Origin of the sequence: Joostella sp. CR20, assembly GCF_038433465.1 — a bacterium.
Classification (GTDB): domain Bacteria; phylum Bacteroidota; class Bacteroidia; order Flavobacteriales; family Flavobacteriaceae; genus Galbibacter.
Genome location: NZ_JAESVF010000005.1, coordinates 103,930 through 124,195 on the forward strand (window position 1 = coordinate 103,930; position 20,266 = coordinate 124,195).

A 20,266-nucleotide genomic window follows, 5' to 3' on the forward strand; every position below is an offset into this window, starting at 1 on the left:
CTTGTTCTAATTTGGAGCAGAAAAAAAATCTGAAAGAATTGTATTCACAGGATTTTATAAAGTTGCAATCGGAAAACGATATTGAAATTATAAATTTAGATTCGGTTACGAGCTTCTCCGAATTAAGGAACAAAATGGGACAAATTACTTGCGAGGGAAAAGTTTCAGGATTAAGGTTTGAATTAAAAGATACAATCTATAACATCACTGGATTTTCAGATTGCCCAAGCTCTAGAGTAATTGGATGCTACTTCAGACGGAATTTATTGTATGTTAGAAATGATTCTTTGCTAATTGAAAACGGGAAATCCAAAAAGAGAAAACCAATCGCATTCCTAAAAACTGAACTGAATGAAATAATGTCAAAAACCTATAATTTTCAGCATAATGAAGACAAACTAAAACCAGCTTTAATTCATTTTTACGTTGAAGATAAATATCCAATTGAAACAACAAAGAGAGCTCTAAAAGAAATTGCTAGACAGTTTAAAGAAATTAATTCACAAAACGATTCTGACTATTTTAAGTATAAGATTCTTTTTGAGGGGTTTGACATTACAAATATTCCACCACCACCACCACCACCAGAACCTAATGAATTTGATAACGGAAAAAAATAAAACGATTTGCCAACAATGGTTATAAGCAATTGCTTGTTCTCGCTTATTTCTGAAAATCCGCGCGGATTTTCAGTTCGGTGTGTACTTGCAAAGTTAAGTGCTAACCCACTCAACTACTCATAGCCGAGGGATTCTTAATTTGTATCAAATTCAACTTATGTCAAATCTTCAGTAATAATTTTTTTAAGGTCGATTAGCTCGTCATACAAAACAAACTCTCCATTTTTTATATAAGAAATCTGTCCGTTTTCTTCACTTACTACCAGAGCTACAGCGTCAGTTTTTTCGGTGACTCCAATGGCAGCACGATGTCTAAGTCCAAATCGAAGTGGAATGTTTCGCTCGTTAGAAACAGGTAAAATGGCTCTAGTTGCTACAATTTTGTTGCCTTCAATTACAATAGCACCATCGTGTAACGTACTGTTTTTGTAAAAAATACTTTCAAGAATTGGTTGATTTACTTCAATATTCATTTGGTCTCCAGTATGTTTGATGAATTCCAAAGAGTTATTTCTTTCAATCACAATTAAAGCACCCGTAAGTGTTGAGCTCATTTTTTCGCAGGCGGAAAGAATGGCGTCTATGTTGGTATCGGTACCCATTCCGTCGTGTTTCATGAAATTAAGGTGTTTCATGATACCTCTTTTACTGAAATTTGTAGAACCTATCATCAGTAAAAATTTTCGTATTTCTTGCTGAAAAACAACAATCAAAGCAAAAAAACCAGCACCTATAAATTTTCCGAAGATATTACTCAAAATACGCATGTTTAGCGCCTCGGTGAGTAGGTAAATAACATAGATGATAACAATTCCGAGGAAAATATTAATAGCAACAGTGCCTTTTACTAATTTGTATAAATAGTAAAATAGAAAAGCCACCAGAAAGATATCGATGATATCTACTATTTTGAGTTCAACAAAATCAAATATTTCCAAAATTTGTCGGTTTTGCGTTTAGTACAACATAATTTTAATTGTCCGAACTTTAATAAAAGCTTCGAATATTAAATTTTGATTGTCGAGTAAAAATATAAAAATTTATGTGATAAATACTGCTGAAATTGTACTTATAACTTTTTGTTATAAAATATAGCTTTAACCTTTAATCAAGCTTGATTTAGAGCTGACTTTGAAGCATATTGTAAATTGAAACACACTCTACAGCTTCTTTAACGTCGTGAACTCTCAAAATATTTGCGCCATGATTAAGCGCGAAAGTATTTAAAATTGTAGTTCCGTTAAGTGCATTAGTAGCATCGGTTTGCAATAATTTATAAATCATAGATTTTCTGCTGATGCCCACCAATATAGGAAGTTCTAATATGTTTAAAGTACTTAGTTTACCCATTAGCTCATAGTTTTGTGCTAAGGTTTTAGCAAAACCAAAACCAGGGTCAACAATAATATCATTGATTTTATGTGCGCGAGCTTCTGCAATTCGTTCAGAAAAAAAGAAAAGAATTTCCTTTAAAAAATCGTCATAGTTTGTTTTTTGTTGCATGGTTTCAGGGTTCCCTTTCATATGCATTAAAACATAAGGAACTCCCAGTTTTCCAACAGTATCCATCATATTTTGGTCGAGCGTACCACCAGAAATATCGTTCACCATACAAGCACCAGCTTCAATGTTTTTTTGAGCGACTTCAGCTCTAAAAGTGTCGATAGAAATAAGAGCTTCTGGAAAGTTTTTTAAAATGAGTTCTGTAACAGGAACACTACGTTTGAGCTCTTCTTCTACAGAAACTTCTTTGGCGCCAGGCCTAGAACTGTATGCGCCCAAGTCGATAAAAGTAGCTCCGTCTTTTAAAATATTTTCAGCGCGTAGGAGTATTTCCTTTTCGTTGGAATACTTTCCGCCATCAAAAAAAGAATCGGGAGTAGTGTTTAAAATCCCCATTACTTTTGGAGTGGTTAAATCGATAAGAGTACCGTTACAATTTAGGGTCATAGCTAATTTATTTTGAATCGAAACAGATGTTCTTTCTTCAGTATAAAAGATGAAAAAACAAATACAAACTACAAAGTTGAGCACTTTTTCAACGAAATACAACTTCAATTTAAAACACAAAAAAGTAAAGTTTCGAAGTCTAACTTTGAACAATTGAAAATTTTAAGCGAAATTTACGCAAAATAGAACCATATTTATGCAAAATACATCAAAACAATATGACCAGGTAATTACTGTTTGTCGAGAATTGTTTGAAAAGAAAATGAAAGATTATGGAAGTGCGTGGCGTATTCTTCGTTTGCCATCGCTTACAGACCAGATATTTATAAAAGCGCAACGCATCCGTTCGTTGCAAGAAAATAGTGTTAGAAAGGTAGATGAAGGAGAGGTTCCTGAGTTTATTGGAATTATAAATTATGCCGTAATGGCACTTATTCAGCTAGAAAAAGGTGTGGTGGAACAGCCAGATTTAGAGCTTAAAGAAGCTTTAGAATTGTATGATTTTTATGTAGAAGAAACTAAAAATTTAATGCTGAACAAAAACCATGACTATGGAGAAGCTTGGCGAGATATGCGTGTGAGTTCGTTTACCGATTTAATTCTTCAGAAAATATTGCGTGTAAAGCAAATTGAAGACAACAAAGGGAAAACACTAGTGAGTGAAGGTATTGACGCAAATTATCAAGACATGATAAATTATGCAGTTTTTGCCATGATTCACCTAACCATCGATAACCAATAAGTTTAATTAAAAGTATAGCGTGTAGAAATGAGTAGAGTATTGGTTTTTATTGCAAGAATTTTTGTTGGAGTTTTATTTATTATTAGCGGACTCATCAAGTTAAACGACCCTGTTGGGTTTTCGTTTAAGTTGGAAGAATATTTTAGTCCGAGTGTTTTAAATTTAGATTTTCTAACTCCATACGCACTTGCTATTGCTATTTTTTTAGTGATTTTTGAAACCGTACTTGGAGTGATGCTACTCGTTGGATTTAAAAGAAAATTTACCGTTTGGAGTTTGCTACTCATGATAGTTTTCTTCACATTTTTAACCTTTTATTCGGCTTATTTCAATAAAGTAACCGATTGCGGGTGTTTTGGAGATGCCATAAAATTAACTCCGTGGGAATCGTTTTCTAAAGACGTGGTTTTACTCCTGCTTATTTTAATTTTATTCTTCAAAAAAGAATATATAAACAAGTTTAGTTTTGCTGGGTTTGCTACATTTTTAGCACTTATTTTTAGTGCTGGTTATGTGTATTATGTGTACAATCATTTACCAGTAGTAGATTTCCGTCCGTATAAAATTGGGGCAAACATTTTAGAAGGAATGGAGGTGCCAGAAGGAGCGCCAGAAGCCGTATACCAGTACGATTGGAAGTTTAAGGTTGATGGCGAAGAAAAAATTATTAGTACCGAAGGTGATTATCCAACTGTCGATGGGGAGTTTGTAGATGTACAAACTACGTTAGTGCAGAAGGGATACGAACCGCCAATTCACGATTTTACGATGGAGCTTGATGGAACCGACTATACTGCCGAAATTTTGAGTTGGGATAGGGTAATGGTTGTAGTTTCTCGAAATATAGAAGAAGCAAACACAAATGGACTAGAAGCTGTGGCTGAAGTTGAACGAGAAGCAAAGTCGAAAGGCTACAAAGTTATTGGTTTGTCGGCATCAAACGTTGAGCAACTGGCACCTTTTAAATCGAAATACAACTTGGATATCGATTTTTACTTTTGCGATTTAACAACTGTAAAAACCATTGTGCGTTCCAATCCTGCACTGTTGGAATTGGAAAAAGGCACTATTACCCAAAAACTACATTTTAAAGATGCACACGATTTTAAGTTTAAAAACTAACATTTAAACTTTAATTGTAAGATGATGTTAAGAAGACCTTCTTAATGACATCTAATTAATATTTTTGTACTGAAAAACTAAAACAACCACAATAATAAAATAGCATGAGAAAGAAAATTGTTGCCGGAAACTGGAAAATGAATAACGACCTTGCACAAACGCAAGCTTTAATCAGCGATTTAAAAAAGAGCTTACCAGCAACCGATGCAGAAGTAAAAATAGCACCTACATATACAAATTTATACCCAGCCTACGAAGCTTTAAAAGATAGCACTATCGAGGTGGTAGCTCAAAATATGCATCAAGAGGCAAATGGGGCTTACACTGGAGAAATCTCTGCTTCGATGCTTCAAAGTGTAGGAATTAAAACTGTAATTTTAGGACACTCAGAGCGTCGTGCTTATTTTGGAGAAGATGATGCGTTACTTGCTAAAAAAGTAGATACAGCCATTGCAAATAGCATGGATGTGATTTTTTGCTTCGGTGAAGAGTTGGAAGACAGAAAGGCAGGTAACCATTTCAAATTAGTTGAAAGTCAGCTTTCAAATGCTTTGTTTCATTTAGATGTAGTAGCTTGGAAACATATTGTTTTAGCTTATGAGCCTGTTTGGGCTATCGGTACAGGAGAAACTGCAAGTCCGGAGCAAGCACAAGAGATGCATGAATTTATCAGAAAAACATTAGCCGATAAATACACTCAAGAATTGGCAGATAGTATTTCTATTCTTTACGGCGGAAGTGTAAAGCCAACCAATGCCGAGGAAATTTTTTCGAAGCCAGATGTTGACGGAGGTTTAATTGGTGGCGCTTCTTTAAAGGCTGAAGATTTTATCGGAATAATCAAGGCTATATAAGCAAAGAAAAACATATACATTACAAAGTCGAAAAGTTGTATTTTTGTACAGTTTTCGACTTTGTTTTTTTAGTCTTTTAAGAAATAGCTATGGACCAAATATATTTAGAATACACATTTAAAGTATCTCCAACCGAGCAAGGCAATGAAATTTTAATAGCCGAATTGGGGTTTGCTGGATTTGAAAGTTTTGTAGAAAATGAAAATGGAGTTGTTGCGTACATTCAGAAGGAAGAATGGAATGCTAACATTCTAGATGAAATCCAAATTTTAGAAAGCGATTTGTTTGAAATATCTTATGAATTTAAAGAGATAGAACAACAAAACTGGAACGCCGAATGGGAGAAAAATTTTCATCCGATTGAAGTTGATGGAATGTGTACCGTACGAGCACCTTTTCATGAAAAACCAACTACTAAGTACGATATAATTATCGAACCTAAAATGAGTTTTGGTACAGGGCATCACGAGACAACACATATGATGATTCAGTTTTTACTGAAAAACGATTTGACAAATAAAAAAGTACTAGACATGGGTTGCGGTACTGGCGTTTTGGCAATTTTAGCTGAAAAGGAGGGTGCAACCAAAATTGATGCGATAGATATTGATAATTGGTGCTACCTTAATTCCATAGAAAATGTAGAGCGTAACAATTGTAAAAATATTACTGTTTTAGAAGGAGATGCGTCTTTACTTGAAGGTAAAAATTACGATGTTATTATTGCCAACATCAATAGAAATATATTATTAGAAGATATTCCTACTTATGCAAAGTGTTTAAATGAAGGAGGGACTTTGCTTTTAAGTGGTTTTTACAAAGATGATATTCCGCAAATTCAAAAGCAATGCGAAGCATTTTCGTTAAAATTTGTTGAAAATTTAGAAAAGAACCATTGGGTTGCAGTAAAATTTATAAATTAGTATAAAATACTGAATATGAGTACGAAAGAAGAATTATTAGAAGAAGTATTGCTTAAAGAAGACGTTGTTAAGCAAAATGAAATTGTACTTTATAACGACGATGTAAATACGTTTGACTATGTAATCGATATGCTTGTTGCTACTTGTGACCATACTCCAGAGCAAGCCGAGCAATGTTCTATTATTGTGCATTACAAAGGGAAATGTACTGTAAAAACAGGCGATTACGACGATTTAAAGCCTCGATGCTCTAAATTATTACAGGCAGGATTAAGTGCCGAGATTGTTTAATTAGTTTCTTTGATTATTTTCTTTATTGGTATCGAAGCCAAATAATTTGTAAACCAAGCTAAACCTAAATAAGCAACTCAATAACAAAACAATTGCAAAAAGCATACAGGCAACGCCAAAGAGTCCACTTATAATTTGGAAATAGAAGAGTAGTGCTATTACAAAAGCAATAACTACACGAATAAGTTTGTCTTTTTGCCCTATGTTTTTCTTCAAAAGAAATACGATTTATATAGATTTATTTAAAGTAATTTTCGTCAAACTAAAGTTCTTAGCTTGACGAAAATTGTTTTTTATTAGGAGTTTGGACATTTAAAAGTAGTCTTCGGAATAGCTGTATTTTTAATAGCTCCATAACCACCTTTTATATCTACCAAATCATTATATCCTCTAGCTTTTAGAATTGAAGCTGCAATTGCAGAACGGTAACCTCCAGCGCAATGAATAAAGTATTTTTTGTTTTTATTCAAATCTGTCATTTGCTCGTTGATAAAATCTAGTGGAAAACTCACACCTTTTTCTAAGTGTTCTGCTTCAAATTCTCCAGGCTTGCGAACGTCTAAAATAGCTAGGGTATCGTTGTATTGTTGTTCAAATTCTTCCGCAGTAATAGAATCTATCGAAGCTACTTCTTTTCCTGCTTTCTTCCAACTATCGAGTCCGTTTTCAAGGTATCCCAACGTATTATCATAGCCAACTCTTGAAAGTCTGGTAACCGCTTCTTTCGATTTCCCTTCAGGAACAATTAAAAGTATAGGTTGTTGTAAATCGGTAATTAGAGCGCCTACCCATGGTGCAAACGAACCATTGAGTCCGATAAAAATTGAATTCGGAATGTGTTCTTTTAAAAACTCATCTTGCGTACGAACATCCAAAACTAAAGCTCCCTCTTGGTTTGCAATCGCTTCAAACTTTTCAGGAGAAAGTGGTACGTCGCCTTTTTCAAGAACATCGTCAAAAGTGCTGTATCCTTCTTTGTTGAGCATTGCATTTTTTGAGAAATACTGTGGCGGAGGCATAATTCCGTCTAAAACTTCTTCTACAAACTCAGCTTTTGTCATATCGGCACGTAGCGCGTAGTTTGTTTTCTTTTGGTTTCCTAGGGTATCGACAGTTTCTTTGCTTAAGTTTTTTCCGCAGGCAGAACCCGCCCCGTGTGCAGGATAAACAATAACATCGTCTGCTAGTGGCATAATTTTATTACGTAAAGATTCGAAAAGCATTCCTGCTAAATCTTCCTTGGTGATATCTTGTTTTATAGCCAAATCTGGACGACCAACATCGCCTAAAAACAGTGTGTCTCCCGTAAAGATTGCATGATTTTTTCCGTTTTCGTCAATCAATAAATAAGTGGTAGACTCCAAAGTGTGTCCAGGAGTATGAAGCGCTTTAATGGTAACATCGCCCAATTTAAACTCTTCGTTGTCTTTAGCTTGATAGCTGTTATAGCTCGTTTTTGCATTAGGACCATACACAATTGTTGCTCCTGTTTTTTCGGCTAAATCTACATGTCCAGAAACAAAATCTGCATGAAAATGCGTTTCAAAAATGTACTTAATGGTAGCATTTTCTTTTTCGATGCGCTTTAGATAAGGAGCTGTTTCTCTCAAAGGGTCGATGATGGCAACTTCTCCTTTAGATTCGATATAGTAAGCCCCTTGAGCTAAACATCCAGTATATATTTGTTCTATTTTCATAGTATTATCAATTTGGATTTCAAAGATACAAAACAACTTCGGTTTGAAGTGTGACTAAAGTAACATAAGGTTAGTGGTAAAGTTCTTTTAGAAGAATATAAAAACTCATGAGTAAGATTAAATATCCGAAGCCTTTTTTCAAAGTTTGATTAGGAATTCTGTTTGAAAGTCGGCCACCGAGTAACACTCCTAAAATGGTAAGTGCTGTGAATATTCCAAGAAATTTCCAATCTATCTGAAGCGTTTGCATATCTCCAGTAAAACCAATCAAAGAGTTAAAACTTACGATTACAAGTGAAGTTCCAACGGCCTTTTTCATAGGCAAATTAGCCCATAAAACAAGTGCAGGAACATATAAAAAACCTCCTCCAGCACCAATTAAACCTGTAATAATTCCAATGGCAAGACCTTGAATAAATGTTTTATAATACGGTTGTTTTTCTTGTAAATCTTTCAGGTTTTTTTTCCGCTTTTTTATCATGGAGATTGATGCAATAAGCATGATAATGGCAAAAAATACCATAATAAGCATGTCTTTTGTGAAAACAAAGTTGTTGATACTAAAGACTTCATAAGGAATGCTTGGCACCAAAAAACGTCTTGATAAATAAACCGCTATAAATGATGGAAAAGAAAATGCAAGTCCTGTTTTGATATCTACATTTCCGTGTTTGAATTTTTGCGCGGCACCAACCAATGAGGAAGTTCCAACAACAAAAAGCGAATATGCAGTAGCAACTACAGGGTTGTACGCTAATAGATATACCAATAGCGGAACGGTTAAAATAGAGCCGCCACCACCGAGTAAACCAATAATGAGTCCGATAAAAAGTGCTCCAAAATATCCAAAAATTATATCCATGAGGTTAGTGAGGGAGTTTGTTTTTTAATAATCCGTAGGTAAAAGTTCCTAAAACGGCTGCAATAATAACAATTAACATAGAGAAAACCCCGGTTCCGACCAAGATATACATTGGGCCAGGGCAGGCTCCAGCAAGCGCCCAACCGAGTCCGAATAAGAAACCGCCTAGTAAATAGCGAGTTATACTTTTTTCTTTTGAAGGAAGTTGAATGGTAGTTCCTTCAATATTTTTCATTTTTTTTGATTTGACGATTTGCATCAAGATGATTCCTGTGATGACAGCACTTCCGATAATTCCGTACATGTGGAAAGATTCAAATCGGAACATTTCAAAGATTCGATACCATGATACTGCTTCTGATTTTACGAGAACAATTCCGAAGAAAATACCTGTCAATAAAAATTTTATGTATTTCATATTTTCAGTTTAAAAAATTAAAGGAAGGATAAAATGTGTCATTAATAATCCGCCTAAAAAGAAGCCGATTACAGCAATTAAAGAAGGAGTTTGAAGGTTACTCAAACCTGTAATGGCGTGGCCAGAAGTACAACCGCCAGCGTAACGCGTTCCAAAGCCAACCAAAAAACCACCAATAATGAGAATTGCAATTCCTTTAAAAGAGAAAACCGCATCCCAACTATAAATTTCTGAAGGTACTAAAGTTTTTCCGATATTTTCAAAACCAAAAGTTTCAAGTTTTGTAATTGTTTGAGGGTTTAGTTGGATGTTTGTCTCGTTTGAAAGAAGAAAGTGAGCAATAAATCCGCCAATTACAGCGCCTAAAACCACAATTAAATTCCACTTTTGAGATTTCCAATCGAAGTTGAAAAATTCACTCTTTTTACCAGCGCCAGCAATTGTACAAAAAGTGCGAAGGTTGGATGACATCCCGAATGTTTTTCCGAAGTAAATGAGTAAAAACATGACGAATGCGAGGAGTGGCCCTGTAACATACCACGGCCATGGTTGTAATATAAATTCCATTTTTTGAACGATTATTTAATTGCAAAGGTAATTTGCTTTGTGAAAAACTGTGTAACCAATGTTACCTACGGAAAAGTTTATGGCTGTTTAGAAGTTTAAAACTTCAATTTTATTTCGGGAAAGTTTTATAATATTTTGATTTTCTAGTTGTTTTAAAAGCCTGGAAACAACTACACGAGAAGTGTTGAGGTCTTCTGCAATTTCTTGGTGGGTAATTTGTAAAGTGGTATCGCCTTGAACTTTTACTTTGTCTGTTAGGTACTTTTCAAGCCGTTCGTCCATTTTTAAAAAAGCAAGTGTGTCGATGGTTTCGAGCATTTCATTAAAGCGTATTTGGTAGCTTTGTAAAATAAAATTACGCCAACTAGGTTCGGTATTAAACCATTTTTCCATTTTTTCTGATGGGATAAACAAAATTTCGGCATCGGTATCGGCAATCGCTCTAATTTTACTTTTGGCATGTTTAAGACAACATGTTAATGACATCGCGCAGGTATCTCCTTTTTCTAAAAAGTAGAGGAGGAGTTCGTTGCCATTTTCGTCTTCTCGAAGTACTTTAATACTACCATTTATAACCAACGGGATTGCGGTGAGTTCTTGGTGAACATCCATAATAATCTCGTTTTTAGTGTATTGTTTAGTTTGTCCGATGGTGTTTAGCTCGTTTAAAATGGTTTCGTTGAAGAGATAGCCAAATTGTTGTTGCAACGTGTTTTTCATGAAGTAAAAATAAGCTTTTATATTTTTTTAAAATTGTTGGGGAGTTTTTAATAAAAAATATTATATTTGCACCCGCATTTGAGTAATAACAAATGTCGAAACGGCCTCGTGGCGCAACTGAATAGCGCATCTGATTACGGCTCAGAAGGTTGCAGGTTTGAATCCTGCCGAGGTCACTAAAAACCCTGCATCACTTGCAGGGTTTTTTATTTCCTCACTAAACTAAAATGTCCTTTAGCAACTAGTAAATCTTCATTGTGAGCCAGATCGGCGGTAAACCAATAATCGGTTTCGGGCATGTGTTTACCATTGTAAGTACCATCCCAACCAGGATCGGAGGCATGTAATACTTTTATAAGTTTTCCGTAGCGGTCAAAAATTCTAACAGTTGCAATAGCTAGGGTAGTTGCTCCTGTAAGGTGCCATGTTTCATGAATTCCATCTCCATTTGGAGTGAAAAATTTTGGAAACCCTAAAATTAAAATTCGTTCTTGCGCAATGGTAGCACAGCCGTTAAGATCTTCAACGGTTACAGTATGATATCCGGTTGGAACGTTGTTAAAAATATTACTCGTTTGCGGAGGACCATCATTTAAAGAAAAAACATAATTACCACTTCCGCTAGTATGAACAGTAATGCTATTGTCGTTTGTAAGGCTAATAGTTTCAATATTAACTATCGATGCGACTTCCGAAGTTTCAACACTAAAGTTTTTTGTACTGCTACAACCAAGAGGATACTGTATTTCTACCCAGTAATGGCCTGTATTTTGTATGGTAATTGAAGCCGTGGTAGCTCCTGTAGACCATAAATAGGTTTCTCCAGCAGTCCCAGTGCTTGCATCAACAGTAATATTGGCGATATCTTCACATTTTAAAATAACATCATCAATTGGGATTTCTGGTGGATTCTCAATAATTAATTTGAAGGAAGTAGTTACAAAGCATCCTGTTAATGGATTTTCTAGTCGAACATAAATTTCCGTTTCAGTGTTGATTTGATAATTTGAAAGTTCAGAAGTGGTAATCGGATTTAAATTCATGGAGGCATTTTCTTCCGAAGTAAAATAACTAATTTGCTGTGATCGAGGAGCAGGACCTTGAATTACGGAGCTTTGGAGACTCAAATCGAAGTTTGCTTGGGCGTTGTTAGAGCATGCTTTTAAATCTGGAGGCGTATTAAAAGTAGGCTTTTCTAATAACTGAATATCAAAGCTCGTAATGGCAAAACAGCGAGAAACTTTATCAAAAACCTTAGCATAGAGCGTTTGTAAATTTGCTGTCGGAATGAAATTATTGGGGAGGGCATTACGTTCGTTTTCCGCATCGGTATTTGTACTAAAATATAAGATTTCTACTTCGGAAGGAACTTCGGCAATTTGAGTGCTTAGTTCAGCTAAATTAACAACATTGTTTATGTCTTTGCAAAGTGCTATTCGGCTGAAGTTTTTTAGTTTAGGCGGACTAGAAACATTGAGTTCTAGCGGTACAATGGCATAACAATTTGTGTTGGTGTTTGTCGCTCTAACGTACACCAGTTCTGGGTTTGTAGTATTTGTGTACGTTTCTGGAGTGCTTATTTGGTTTGTGTTAGCGTCGGCATCGTTTACTGAAGTGAAATAATTAAGAATTACATTATTTTGCCGAATTCCTAAAATATCGATGTTTTGATCGGTAAGGTCAAAAGTGGTTGTTTCATCTTGATCGGTTTCACAAGCATTAATCGGAATGGGCGTATTTATTAACCCTGTTAAAATTACATTTAATTCAAATTCCACAATTTGAGTACATCCGTTTGAAGCTTCAATACGCGTAAAAATAGTTTGCGGATTTACATTATTAGTATAGTTAAATGACAGCGGATTGCTGTTGTAACTAGCATTTTCTTCTTCCTCATGGAAACTTACCGAGACCAAATCAGGATAACCATTTCGGATTTCATTTTCAACTTCAGCTAAATTAAAAATTTCTTGTCCGTCGTTGGTTGCATCGTCGCAAACATACAAATCGGTTGGAGGATTAAACTTTGGACCTTCATTTACAACTAAATTAAAAGGCGCAATTTCAAAACAGTTTTGGTTGTTTATATTTTCAACACGTGCATAAATAGTTTGCGGATTTGTTGTGTTGAAAAACGGGACATCTTTGTTGTGAGCGTTCGTTCTGTTTTCAGCATTTTCAAGAGAAGTATAATAAATTATTTGTAGCTCATTCTGACTGTTTCGGATTTCGTTGTCTTTACTGCGGAAGATAAATTCGCCAATACCATCGAGGTCTGTATCGCAATAAGTATAATCGGAAATAGGAATTGTAATGGGTTGATTTGAAATGTTGATAGTAAGCGGAACAATACGCAAACAACCCGTAGCAGAATGTTGTATCCGGATGAAAACAGTTGTTGCTTCTGTTTCAAAACTATCAGGAGTTTGAATGCTATTTGTGTTGTTTTCAGCATCAGCTAAAGTATTGTGAAACTGAATCGAATAGTTGGTTGGATCGCTAATAATTTCGTTAATTTTACTTTGTAGATTTACGATAGCAGTATCGCTATTATCTGTTGTACAAATATTGATATCGGTTGGCGATTGCGTAATTGGCACAGCTTGAATGTTTAGTTGAAAACTATCAAAAGCTTCGCATTTACTTACTACATCAAACACCCGAACATAAATGGTTTGTGGGTTTTGAGTATTTTCAAAAATACTGGGCGTACGAATGTTGTTTTCTCCAGCTTCAGCATCACTTTGACTTGTGTAATACGAAACCAATTGTATCGGGTTTCCTTGGTTGTAATGGGTGCTAAATTGCGTTAAGTTTATTTGTGTTCTTTCATCTTGATCATCATCACAAATCTGTTGGTCGGCAAGTGGCGTTATTGTAATATTTGGACTTACGCCTATTTCAATTTCTTCGTTTTCAGCGCAGGCATCAGACTGTAAGGATAGATACAATGTTTGCGGATTTTGGGTATTGGTAAACGGAACATTTTTGTCGATTGGATTTGTATTTGAATCTCGATCGGTTGCTGTGAGGTAAAAATCTACTTCTAGATTGTTAATAACGCCTGCAATTGTTTGTTCGATATCTAATAAATCAAAATTTTCTACTCCGTCACTACTTGTGTCATCACAGAGATAATAAGGGTTTAAGTTGGTTTCGGTTAAAAGTCTGTTGGTAAAAAGTCGTAAATACGCTAGCGAAACACAATCAGAATTCAACTCTTTAATTCTAACATAAATTATTTGCTGAAAAGGTCTTGTATTAGTAAAGTTGGTTGGATTTAAAATCGGGTTTTGATTCGCCAAAGCATCGTTGGTTGTTAAATGATAACTTACAGTAACATTGCTTAGGCCGTCCAATATTGGTTTGGCAATTTCAACTAAATTAAAAGTAGCAAATCCATCCAAATCGGGGTCACAACTATTTACACTTTGTACGGTTTCGGTAAGTAGCAGACCTCTATCGATGTTTAAGGTAACTTCGGTAGTTGTAAAACATTTCGAAATTGTATTTCTGATGCGTACATACAGTGTTTTTGTACTTTGATAATTAATATATGTCGGGTTTAAAGCATTAATTCCACTTTCCGCTTCTGTTTGGGTTTCATGATATGTTACAACAATGTTTTCATTTTCATCTATCAGCATCGGAGTAATTTCATCTAAATAAAAAACTTCAAACCCCATAATGTTGGTGTCGCATTTACTTACAGTTACTGCATTGTTTTTAATTTCGGGCAACGGAGAACGTATTAAATTAAAGTGATTGTAAGCGAGACAACCATTGTCTAGGTCTTCAATGCGAACAAAGATTTCTTGTGAATTATTTGTAAGTGTAAATTGGGTTTGAGGGTTGTTATTTTGCGTAGCATTTTCTGCTGAAAGGTGATACGAAATTTGATAATTACCAGTATTTCCTACGGAATTAATAACCTCTGGATTTTTTTCGGTTAAGTCAAATACTTCGGAAGCATCGTTATCTTCATCGCAACGGATAAAATCTGTTAGGGGCGTTGTAGCTTGCTCTGTGCCAAGTTCAACTAGAATTTCGTCTTCAGTAATACAAGAATTCAACCCTAGCGGAATTGTTGAAATTACTTTATAGGTCCCACCAGGTGCAGTCGCAGTTATGGTAGCAGTAGTTTCGGGAAGTAAAACGTCGTTTAAAAACCATTGATAAGTAGCTATTGGGCTGTCAACAACGGCTTGAAGCTCGATGCTATTCGCGCACGAACTGATATCAGGACCTAAATCGACCACAGTATTAAAACTACTTCCCTCAATAAAAATAGCCGAATCTAAAAGCGTATCTCTTTGGTCGGCAACAATTAATTTTATGCGATACGGGCGGTTGGGTTCGATAGTCGCCGTAGCCGTTAATGGAACTGTGCGACCGTTGTAATTGGTGTCGCCAATGTTGTAACCTTCAAAATATTGTTCGTTTAACGCTTCGCATTGTCCAACTATTTCCTGCCGAATTGTGTTGGTAGCAATAGGAGTATTGGTGCCAGGAATTACTGCGATATTTTGATAAGGTTCCGAGCCATCTGCGGGTTGGATGAGAAAGGCAAAACTATCGGAATATTCACACGGGAAATAGTTTGAATATTCTTCGGAAGCTAAAATGTAATTAAAAGAAATGGTATTGGTGCTCGCAATAAATTCAAACTCAATAGTGGTGGCGTTATAAGTTTGCGTAACTCCAGTAATGGCTTCCAAATCTGCATCACCGCCCCAATTTGTATCTCCCGCGCTTAAAAGTTTGGTGTTAATACCGCCTCCAATTTCGTGAATGTTTCCAGAGGAGATTACAATTCCTTCGGAAAAAGGGAAAGAAGTATTGGTGTTTGTAAAATATCCGTAGCTATTTATGTTAGAAATACTGCCGTTTACAGGAGAATTAACGTTACTTACTTGGATGCAACCGTTAATGAATTGCTCATTAATTAAGTCGTTTACCGATGGCGTTTCTTCAATAGTTATTTGCTGTGCAGTACTTATTGTTGTGCACAAAAATATAGGTAGAAATAATAGCCACTTTGCATTCATCCTGTTAAGATTAGGTTGGTACAGGTTTGTATGCTACAAAGGGGTAATTTGTAGGATAAAAAATATAATCTAATGTAGTTAATTCTTACATTTAAAACAAATAAAAATCACTGATATTCAGTGGTTTAACATTTGTATTTATTTGAGGTGTTTCTGTTTTCTCTTAAATATTAATGTTAAATTTACAAGAGTACATAGTGTTAGTTTGAATATTTTGTTTAATTTTATACTGAAAAGATTAAACAAAAAAAAGTTAAATACTTTTATGAAGAAAGATGTAGTAATTATTGGTTCGGGTTTTTCTTCACTAGCAGTGGCTTGTTACCTTCAGCAACAAGGAAAAAATGTAACTGTACTTGAAAAGAATGAGCAGTTAGGAGGGCGTGCTTCTGTTTTAGAAGCTGAGGGTTTTAAATTTGATATGGGACCTTCATGGTATTGGATGCCCGATATTTTTGAACGCTTTTTTAACGACTTCGGAAAATCAGTCTCAGATTATTATGAGTTGGAAAAATTATCGCCGGCATATAATGTGTACTTTGGTGAAAACGACTTTGTTTCAATTGGTGATAACTTATCAAATATTGTAAAAACGTTTGAAGAGATTGATAAGGGGAGTGGAAAGCGGTTAGAAGCTTTTATTAAACAGGCGAAAGAGAATTATGATGTTGCTATGGGGGAATTGGTGTATCAACCCGGACTTTCAATACTCGAATTAGTTACTTCAGAAACAGTTTCTAAGTTGAACTTATTCATCCGTAATATTTCTTCAGAAGTAAAAAAAATAACAGCAAATAAAAAGTTACAGAGCATTTTGGAGTTCCCGGTGTTGTTTCTAGGAGCAAAACCCGAAAATACTCCAGCTTTTTACAACTTTATGAACTATGCCGATTTTGGTGCTGGCACGTGGTATCCAAAAGGTGGGATGCATATAATTGTTGATGCGATGGTTGCATTAGGAAAGTCATTGGGTGTAAAATATCATACAAATCAAGAAGTGTTATCGGTAGATGTAAAGTCTTATAAAATGAGTAGTGTGCAAACGAAAACAAATATTTTTCATTGCGATATTTTAGTTTCTGGAGCCGATTATGCTCATACCGAAAAGCTGTTGCCAGAGACTTTCAGGAACTATTCGGACACATATTGGGATAAGAAAACTTTTGCACCTTCTTCGTTTTTGTATTATATTGGTTTTAAGGGTGATGCAGATTTTTTAGAGCATCATAATTTGTTTTTTGATACCGATTTTAAAGTGCATGCTAGAGAAATTTATGATAAAAAATGCGCACCTACAAATCCGCTTTTCTATGCAAATTTCCCGTCAAAATCAGATAAATCTTTGGCGCCAGAAGGGATGTCTACTGCCTTTTTTTTAATTCCCGTAGCTGTAGATATTGAAGACGACACGGCAATGCACAATTATTATCTCGACATAATTTTAAACCGAATTGAGCAGTGTACAGGACAAAATTTAAGAGATAAAATTGTATTTAAAAAATCGTTTGGAGTAACCGATTTTAAGTCGCGATACCATTCGTGCAAAGGAAATGCTTACGGTTTGGCGAATACTTTATGGCAAACATCGGTGTTGCGCCCAAAGATTTTAAACAAAAAAATCGACAATATGTTTTATACCGGTCAGCTTACAGTGCCTGGTCCGGGTGTGCCTCCAGCATTAATTTCAGGAAAAATTGTTAGCAATTACATAAAAAAGAAAAACCTATGACAACCAACTACAACCTTTATCAACATGTATGTGGCGAAACAAGCAAAATGGTAACAAAGAAGTACAGTTCGTCTTTTTCGCGTTCCATACTTTTTCTAGCTCCAGAAATTCGTGAAAACATCTATAATATTTATGGTTTTGTTCGTTTTGCAGATGAAATTGTAGATACGTTTCATGAGCACGATCGAAAAAAATTACTAGACCGCTTTGTTGAAGATTATCATTTGGCATTGTATCAAGGTATTTCTTTAAACCCTATACTTCAAGCGTTTTGTCAAACTCAAAAAAACTATGCTATTCCGCAACATTTAGTAGATTCGTTTTTAGAATCGATGTATATGGATTTGGGTGTGATGAGCGATTTAAATTCCGAAGCATATAAAAAATACATTTATGGTTCTGCTGAGGTAGTTGGGTTAATGTGTTTGCAAGTATTTTTAAAAGGAAATCAAACAGACTATGAGGCTTTAAAACCTTCGGCGCAACGCTTTGGTTCGGCTTTGCAGAAAGTGAATTTTTTAAGAGATATAAGTGCCGATTTTCATCAGTTAAACCGAACGTACTTTCCAAATGTAGATTTTCAACGTTTTACCTTAGCCGATAAAGAAACCATCGAAGAAGATATTAAAACCGATTTTCAAGAAGCGATAAAAGGTATAAAAAAATTACCGCTAACCTCGCGTTTTGCCGTTTACCTTGCGTATCTTTATTACACGAGTTTGTTCAAGAAAATTAAAAAAACCGATTCGGAATTGTTGTTTAAAAAGCGAATACGTGTTAACAACCTCGAAAAGTTAATGTTGTTTTCTCGAATTTACGTACAGAAAAGTTTAAACATCCAGATATGATTGTTGTGTTTTACATTATACTTACGCTACTTGTTTTCTGTTTGATGGAAGCGGTAACGTGGCTTACACATAAATATGTAATGCATGGTTTTATGTGGTATTTTCACGACGACCACCATCAACCTGGATATCCTCATGCTTTTGAAAAAAACGATTTCTTTTTCGTGATTTTTGCCATTCCTAGCATTTTACTTTTTTACTTCGGAACTCGAAACGGAATTAACTTTTTGTTTTTTATCGGGCTGGGAATTTTATTTTACGGAATTGCCTACTTTTTAGTGCACGATGTATTGATTCATCAACGTTTTAAATGGTTTAAACGAACCAATAATAAGTATTTAATAGGACTTAGAAAGGCACATAAAATTCATCATAAACATCTAGGAAAAGAAGATGGAGAATGCTTCGGGATGCTTTTTGTTCCGAAGAAATACTTTAAGATGTAGTGGAAAAATCGTTGTATTTATTATTAGATATTTTTAGTTTCCTCATTCCGTTTTTATACAGTTTTGAGCGGAAGCATTTGTACTTTATTCAGTATTGGAAACCTTATTTTACAGCTATTTTTATTGTAGGTTTATGCTTTGTAGCCTGGGATGTTTTTTTCACCATTCACGGCGTTTGGGGTTTTAATAGTACGTATTTAATTGGTGTTGAATTTTTGCATCTTCCTATTGAAGAATGGGTGTTTTTTTTATTGATTCCTTATGCAAGTAATTTTATTCACTACGCACTTTTATACTTTTTTCCTAAACCAAAACTTTCAGCTAAAACAAGTTTTTATATCAGCTTAATTTTATTTGTATCGAGTGCTTGCATAGCTTTTACAAATACTGATAAAATTTACACGCTTTGTAGCTTCGGACTTTTCGCTGTAGTAATGTTGTTGCAATTGTGTTTTCGGTTTAAGACATTTCAACGTTATATCTTGTCATTTATAATAATTTTACTTCCGTTTCTTTTAGTCAATTCTTGGCTTACAGGTTCGTTTACAGAAGCTCCAGTGGTGTATTACAACAACGCAGAAAATCTAGGTTTAAGGGTAGGGACAATTCCTGTGGAAGATTTTTTCTATTGTTTTTCAATGCTTTACACTAGTGTTTTGTTGTTCGAATATTTTAAAGCGAAACTACATTTTAGAAAAGCCTAGTATATTTGTATGAAATAATTTATGCCGTGTAAAAAAAATATATAACTTTATTCAAGAAGTTATTTCCCTTTTCTTACAAATAAAAGGTGACCATTTTTGACTTCTTGTGTCTAATATTTTGGAGGGGCTATGGCCTAATTTTATACAACTTTGGCAGAAACACACGTAGATAATAACATAGATGATGAAACACTTGTTGCAAAAATTGTAGCGACAAACAACACGCATCTTTTTGCTATTCTTTACGATAGGTACTCGGAAGTTGTGTATAATAAATGTCTCAGTTTTACACGAGCAACCGAAGAGGCACAAGACTTAACCCACGACATTTTTATAAATTTATTTTTAAAGCTGAAAACCTATAAAGGAAACGCTAAGTTTTCTACATGGTTGTATTCGTTTACCTATAATTTCTGCGTAAATTATGTGCAAAGAAATTTAAATAAAAGGCAAGATAAGTTTGTTTTAACAGATGAATTGCCAAGCGAATCGGAAGATTACCAAGAGATTTCAGATGAAAATATTTATCAAATGAAATCAAAAAAACTCGACCAAGCTTTAAAGCAAATAGAAGCCAACGACAAGATGATATTGCTTATGCGATATCAAGATGATTTATCAATTAAAGAAATTCAAGAAGTATTAGATTTAGGAAGTAGCGCAGTAAAAATGCGATTGAATAGAGCAAAAGGACGTTTAATTGAAATATACAACACACTGTAATT

20 protein-coding genes and 1 tRNA gene are annotated in these 20,266 nt (G+C 34.8%); 12 read left to right on the plus strand and 9 right to left on the minus strand.

Going from position 1 to position 20,266, the window contains the following annotated elements:
- Window positions 1-11: 11 nt before the first annotated feature.
- Entirely contained in the window at window positions 12-620 is a 609-nt protein-coding gene (locus JMA43_RS08710; protein ID WP_342156107.1) for a hypothetical protein, read from the plus strand.
- 155 nt (window positions 621-775) lie between these two features.
- Here the strand turns inward: JMA43_RS08710 and cdaA are convergent, their stop codons facing one another.
- Both cdaA and folP read right to left on the minus strand, forming a co-directional pair.
- Complete coding sequence (cdaA, locus tag JMA43_RS08715) at window positions 776-1,558, minus strand: diadenylate cyclase CdaA (RefSeq protein ID WP_342156108.1); 783 nt, start codon at window positions 1,556-1,558, stop codon at window positions 776-778.
- A gap of 181 nt (window positions 1,559-1,739) precedes the next feature.
- On the minus strand, window positions 1,740-2,570 hold the full coding sequence (folP, locus tag JMA43_RS08720) for a dihydropteroate synthase (protein WP_342156109.1): 831 nt from the start codon (window positions 2,568-2,570) through the stop codon (window positions 1,740-1,742).
- Window positions 2,571-2,766: 196 nt separating this feature from the next.
- On the opposite strand from folP, the gene JMA43_RS08725 reads away from it, so the two are divergent.
- The 5 genes from JMA43_RS08725 (at window position 2,767) to JMA43_RS08745 (ending at window position 6,502) form a co-directional block, all read left to right on the plus strand.
- Window positions 2,767-3,312, plus strand: coding sequence for a DUF1599 domain-containing protein (locus tag JMA43_RS08725; RefSeq protein ID WP_342156110.1), 546 nt, complete (start codon window positions 2,767-2,769; stop codon window positions 3,310-3,312).
- 27 nt (window positions 3,313-3,339) lie between these two features.
- The gene (locus JMA43_RS08730; RefSeq protein WP_342156111.1) at window positions 3,340-4,434 is read left to right on the plus strand and encodes a BT_3928 family protein; all 1,095 of its coding nucleotides are present in this window, start codon (window positions 3,340-3,342) and stop codon (window positions 4,432-4,434) included.
- Window positions 4,435-4,538: 104 nt separating this feature from the next.
- Window positions 4,539-5,288 carry a triose-phosphate isomerase gene (gene tpiA / locus JMA43_RS08735; protein WP_342156112.1) on the plus strand — a complete coding sequence of 250 codons (750 nt, stop codon included), beginning with the start codon at window positions 4,539-4,541 and terminating at the stop codon, window positions 5,286-5,288.
- A gap of 89 nt (window positions 5,289-5,377) precedes the next feature.
- On the plus strand, window positions 5,378-6,211 hold the full coding sequence (gene prmA / locus JMA43_RS08740) for a 50S ribosomal protein L11 methyltransferase (RefSeq protein WP_342156113.1): 834 nt from the start codon (window positions 5,378-5,380) through the stop codon (window positions 6,209-6,211).
- Window positions 6,212-6,226: 15 nt separating this feature from the next.
- Window positions 6,227-6,502: an ATP-dependent Clp protease adaptor ClpS gene (locus JMA43_RS08745; RefSeq protein ID WP_342156114.1), complete on the plus strand. Its 276-nt coding sequence runs from the start codon at window positions 6,227-6,229 to the stop codon at window positions 6,500-6,502.
- Here the strand turns inward: JMA43_RS08745 and JMA43_RS08750 are convergent, their stop codons facing one another.
- The 6 genes from JMA43_RS08750 to JMA43_RS08775 form a co-directional block, all read right to left on the minus strand.
- Window positions 6,503-6,718: a YgaP family membrane protein gene (locus JMA43_RS08750; protein ID WP_342156115.1), complete on the minus strand. Its 216-nt coding sequence runs from the start codon at window positions 6,716-6,718 to the stop codon at window positions 6,503-6,505. It abuts the gene before it with no gap.
- An 80-nt stretch (window positions 6,719-6,798) separates the two neighbouring features.
- Window positions 6,799-8,199 carry an MBL fold metallo-hydrolase gene (locus JMA43_RS08755; RefSeq protein WP_342156116.1) on the minus strand — a complete coding sequence of 467 codons (1,401 nt, stop codon included), beginning with the start codon at window positions 8,197-8,199 and terminating at the stop codon, window positions 6,799-6,801.
- 70 nt (window positions 8,200-8,269) lie between these two features.
- A complete protein-coding gene (locus JMA43_RS08760; protein ID WP_342156117.1) occupies window positions 8,270-9,061 on the minus strand; it encodes a sulfite exporter TauE/SafE family protein in 792 nt (263 codons plus the stop codon).
- 4 nt (window positions 9,062-9,065) lie between these two features.
- A complete protein-coding gene (locus tag JMA43_RS08765; RefSeq protein WP_342156118.1) occupies window positions 9,066-9,479 on the minus strand; it encodes a DUF6691 family protein in 414 nt (137 codons plus the stop codon).
- Between the two features lie 9 nt (window positions 9,480-9,488).
- Window positions 9,489-10,046, minus strand: coding sequence for a YeeE/YedE family protein (locus JMA43_RS08770; protein WP_342156119.1), 558 nt, complete (start codon window positions 10,044-10,046; stop codon window positions 9,489-9,491).
- 87 nt (window positions 10,047-10,133) lie between these two features.
- Window positions 10,134-10,766: a Crp/Fnr family transcriptional regulator gene (locus tag JMA43_RS08775; RefSeq protein WP_342156120.1), complete on the minus strand. Its 633-nt coding sequence runs from the start codon at window positions 10,764-10,766 to the stop codon at window positions 10,134-10,136.
- A gap of 102 nt (window positions 10,767-10,868) precedes the next feature.
- Between JMA43_RS08775 and JMA43_RS08780 the strand changes: the two genes are divergently transcribed.
- Window positions 10,869-10,942, plus strand: a tRNA-Arg gene (locus JMA43_RS08780).
- Between the two features lie 30 nt (window positions 10,943-10,972).
- On the opposite strand, the gene JMA43_RS08785 is transcribed toward JMA43_RS08780, so the two are convergent.
- The gene (locus tag JMA43_RS08785; RefSeq protein WP_342156121.1) at window positions 10,973-15,778 is read right to left on the minus strand and encodes a choice-of-anchor L domain-containing protein; all 4,806 of its coding nucleotides are present in this window, start codon (window positions 15,776-15,778) and stop codon (window positions 10,973-10,975) included.
- A 301-nt stretch (window positions 15,779-16,079) separates the two neighbouring features.
- On the opposite strand from JMA43_RS08785, the gene JMA43_RS08790 reads away from it, so the two are divergent.
- The 5 genes from JMA43_RS08790 (at window position 16,080) to JMA43_RS08810 (ending at window position 20,264) form a co-directional block, all read left to right on the plus strand.
- Entirely contained in the window at window positions 16,080-17,543 is a 1,464-nt protein-coding gene (locus JMA43_RS08790) for a phytoene desaturase family protein (RefSeq protein ID WP_342156122.1), read from the plus strand.
- The gene (locus JMA43_RS08795) at window positions 17,540-18,391 is read left to right on the plus strand and encodes a phytoene/squalene synthase family protein (protein WP_342156123.1); all 852 of its coding nucleotides are present in this window, start codon (window positions 17,540-17,542) and stop codon (window positions 18,389-18,391) included. The genes JMA43_RS08790 and JMA43_RS08795 overlap by 4 nt, the downstream gene beginning before the upstream one ends.
- On the plus strand, window positions 18,388-18,837 hold the full coding sequence (locus JMA43_RS08800; RefSeq protein WP_342156124.1) for a beta-carotene hydroxylase: 450 nt from the start codon (window positions 18,388-18,390) through the stop codon (window positions 18,835-18,837). The genes JMA43_RS08795 and JMA43_RS08800 overlap by 4 nt, the downstream gene beginning before the upstream one ends.
- Complete coding sequence (locus JMA43_RS08805; protein WP_342156125.1) at window positions 18,837-19,541, plus strand: lycopene cyclase domain-containing protein; 705 nt, start codon at window positions 18,837-18,839, stop codon at window positions 19,539-19,541. The genes JMA43_RS08800 and JMA43_RS08805 overlap by 1 nt, the downstream gene beginning before the upstream one ends.
- 150 nt (window positions 19,542-19,691) lie before the next feature.
- On the plus strand, window positions 19,692-20,264 hold the full coding sequence (locus JMA43_RS08810) for an RNA polymerase sigma factor (protein ID WP_342156126.1): 573 nt from the start codon (window positions 19,692-19,694) through the stop codon (window positions 20,262-20,264).
- Window positions 20,265-20,266 lie beyond the last annotated feature (2 nt).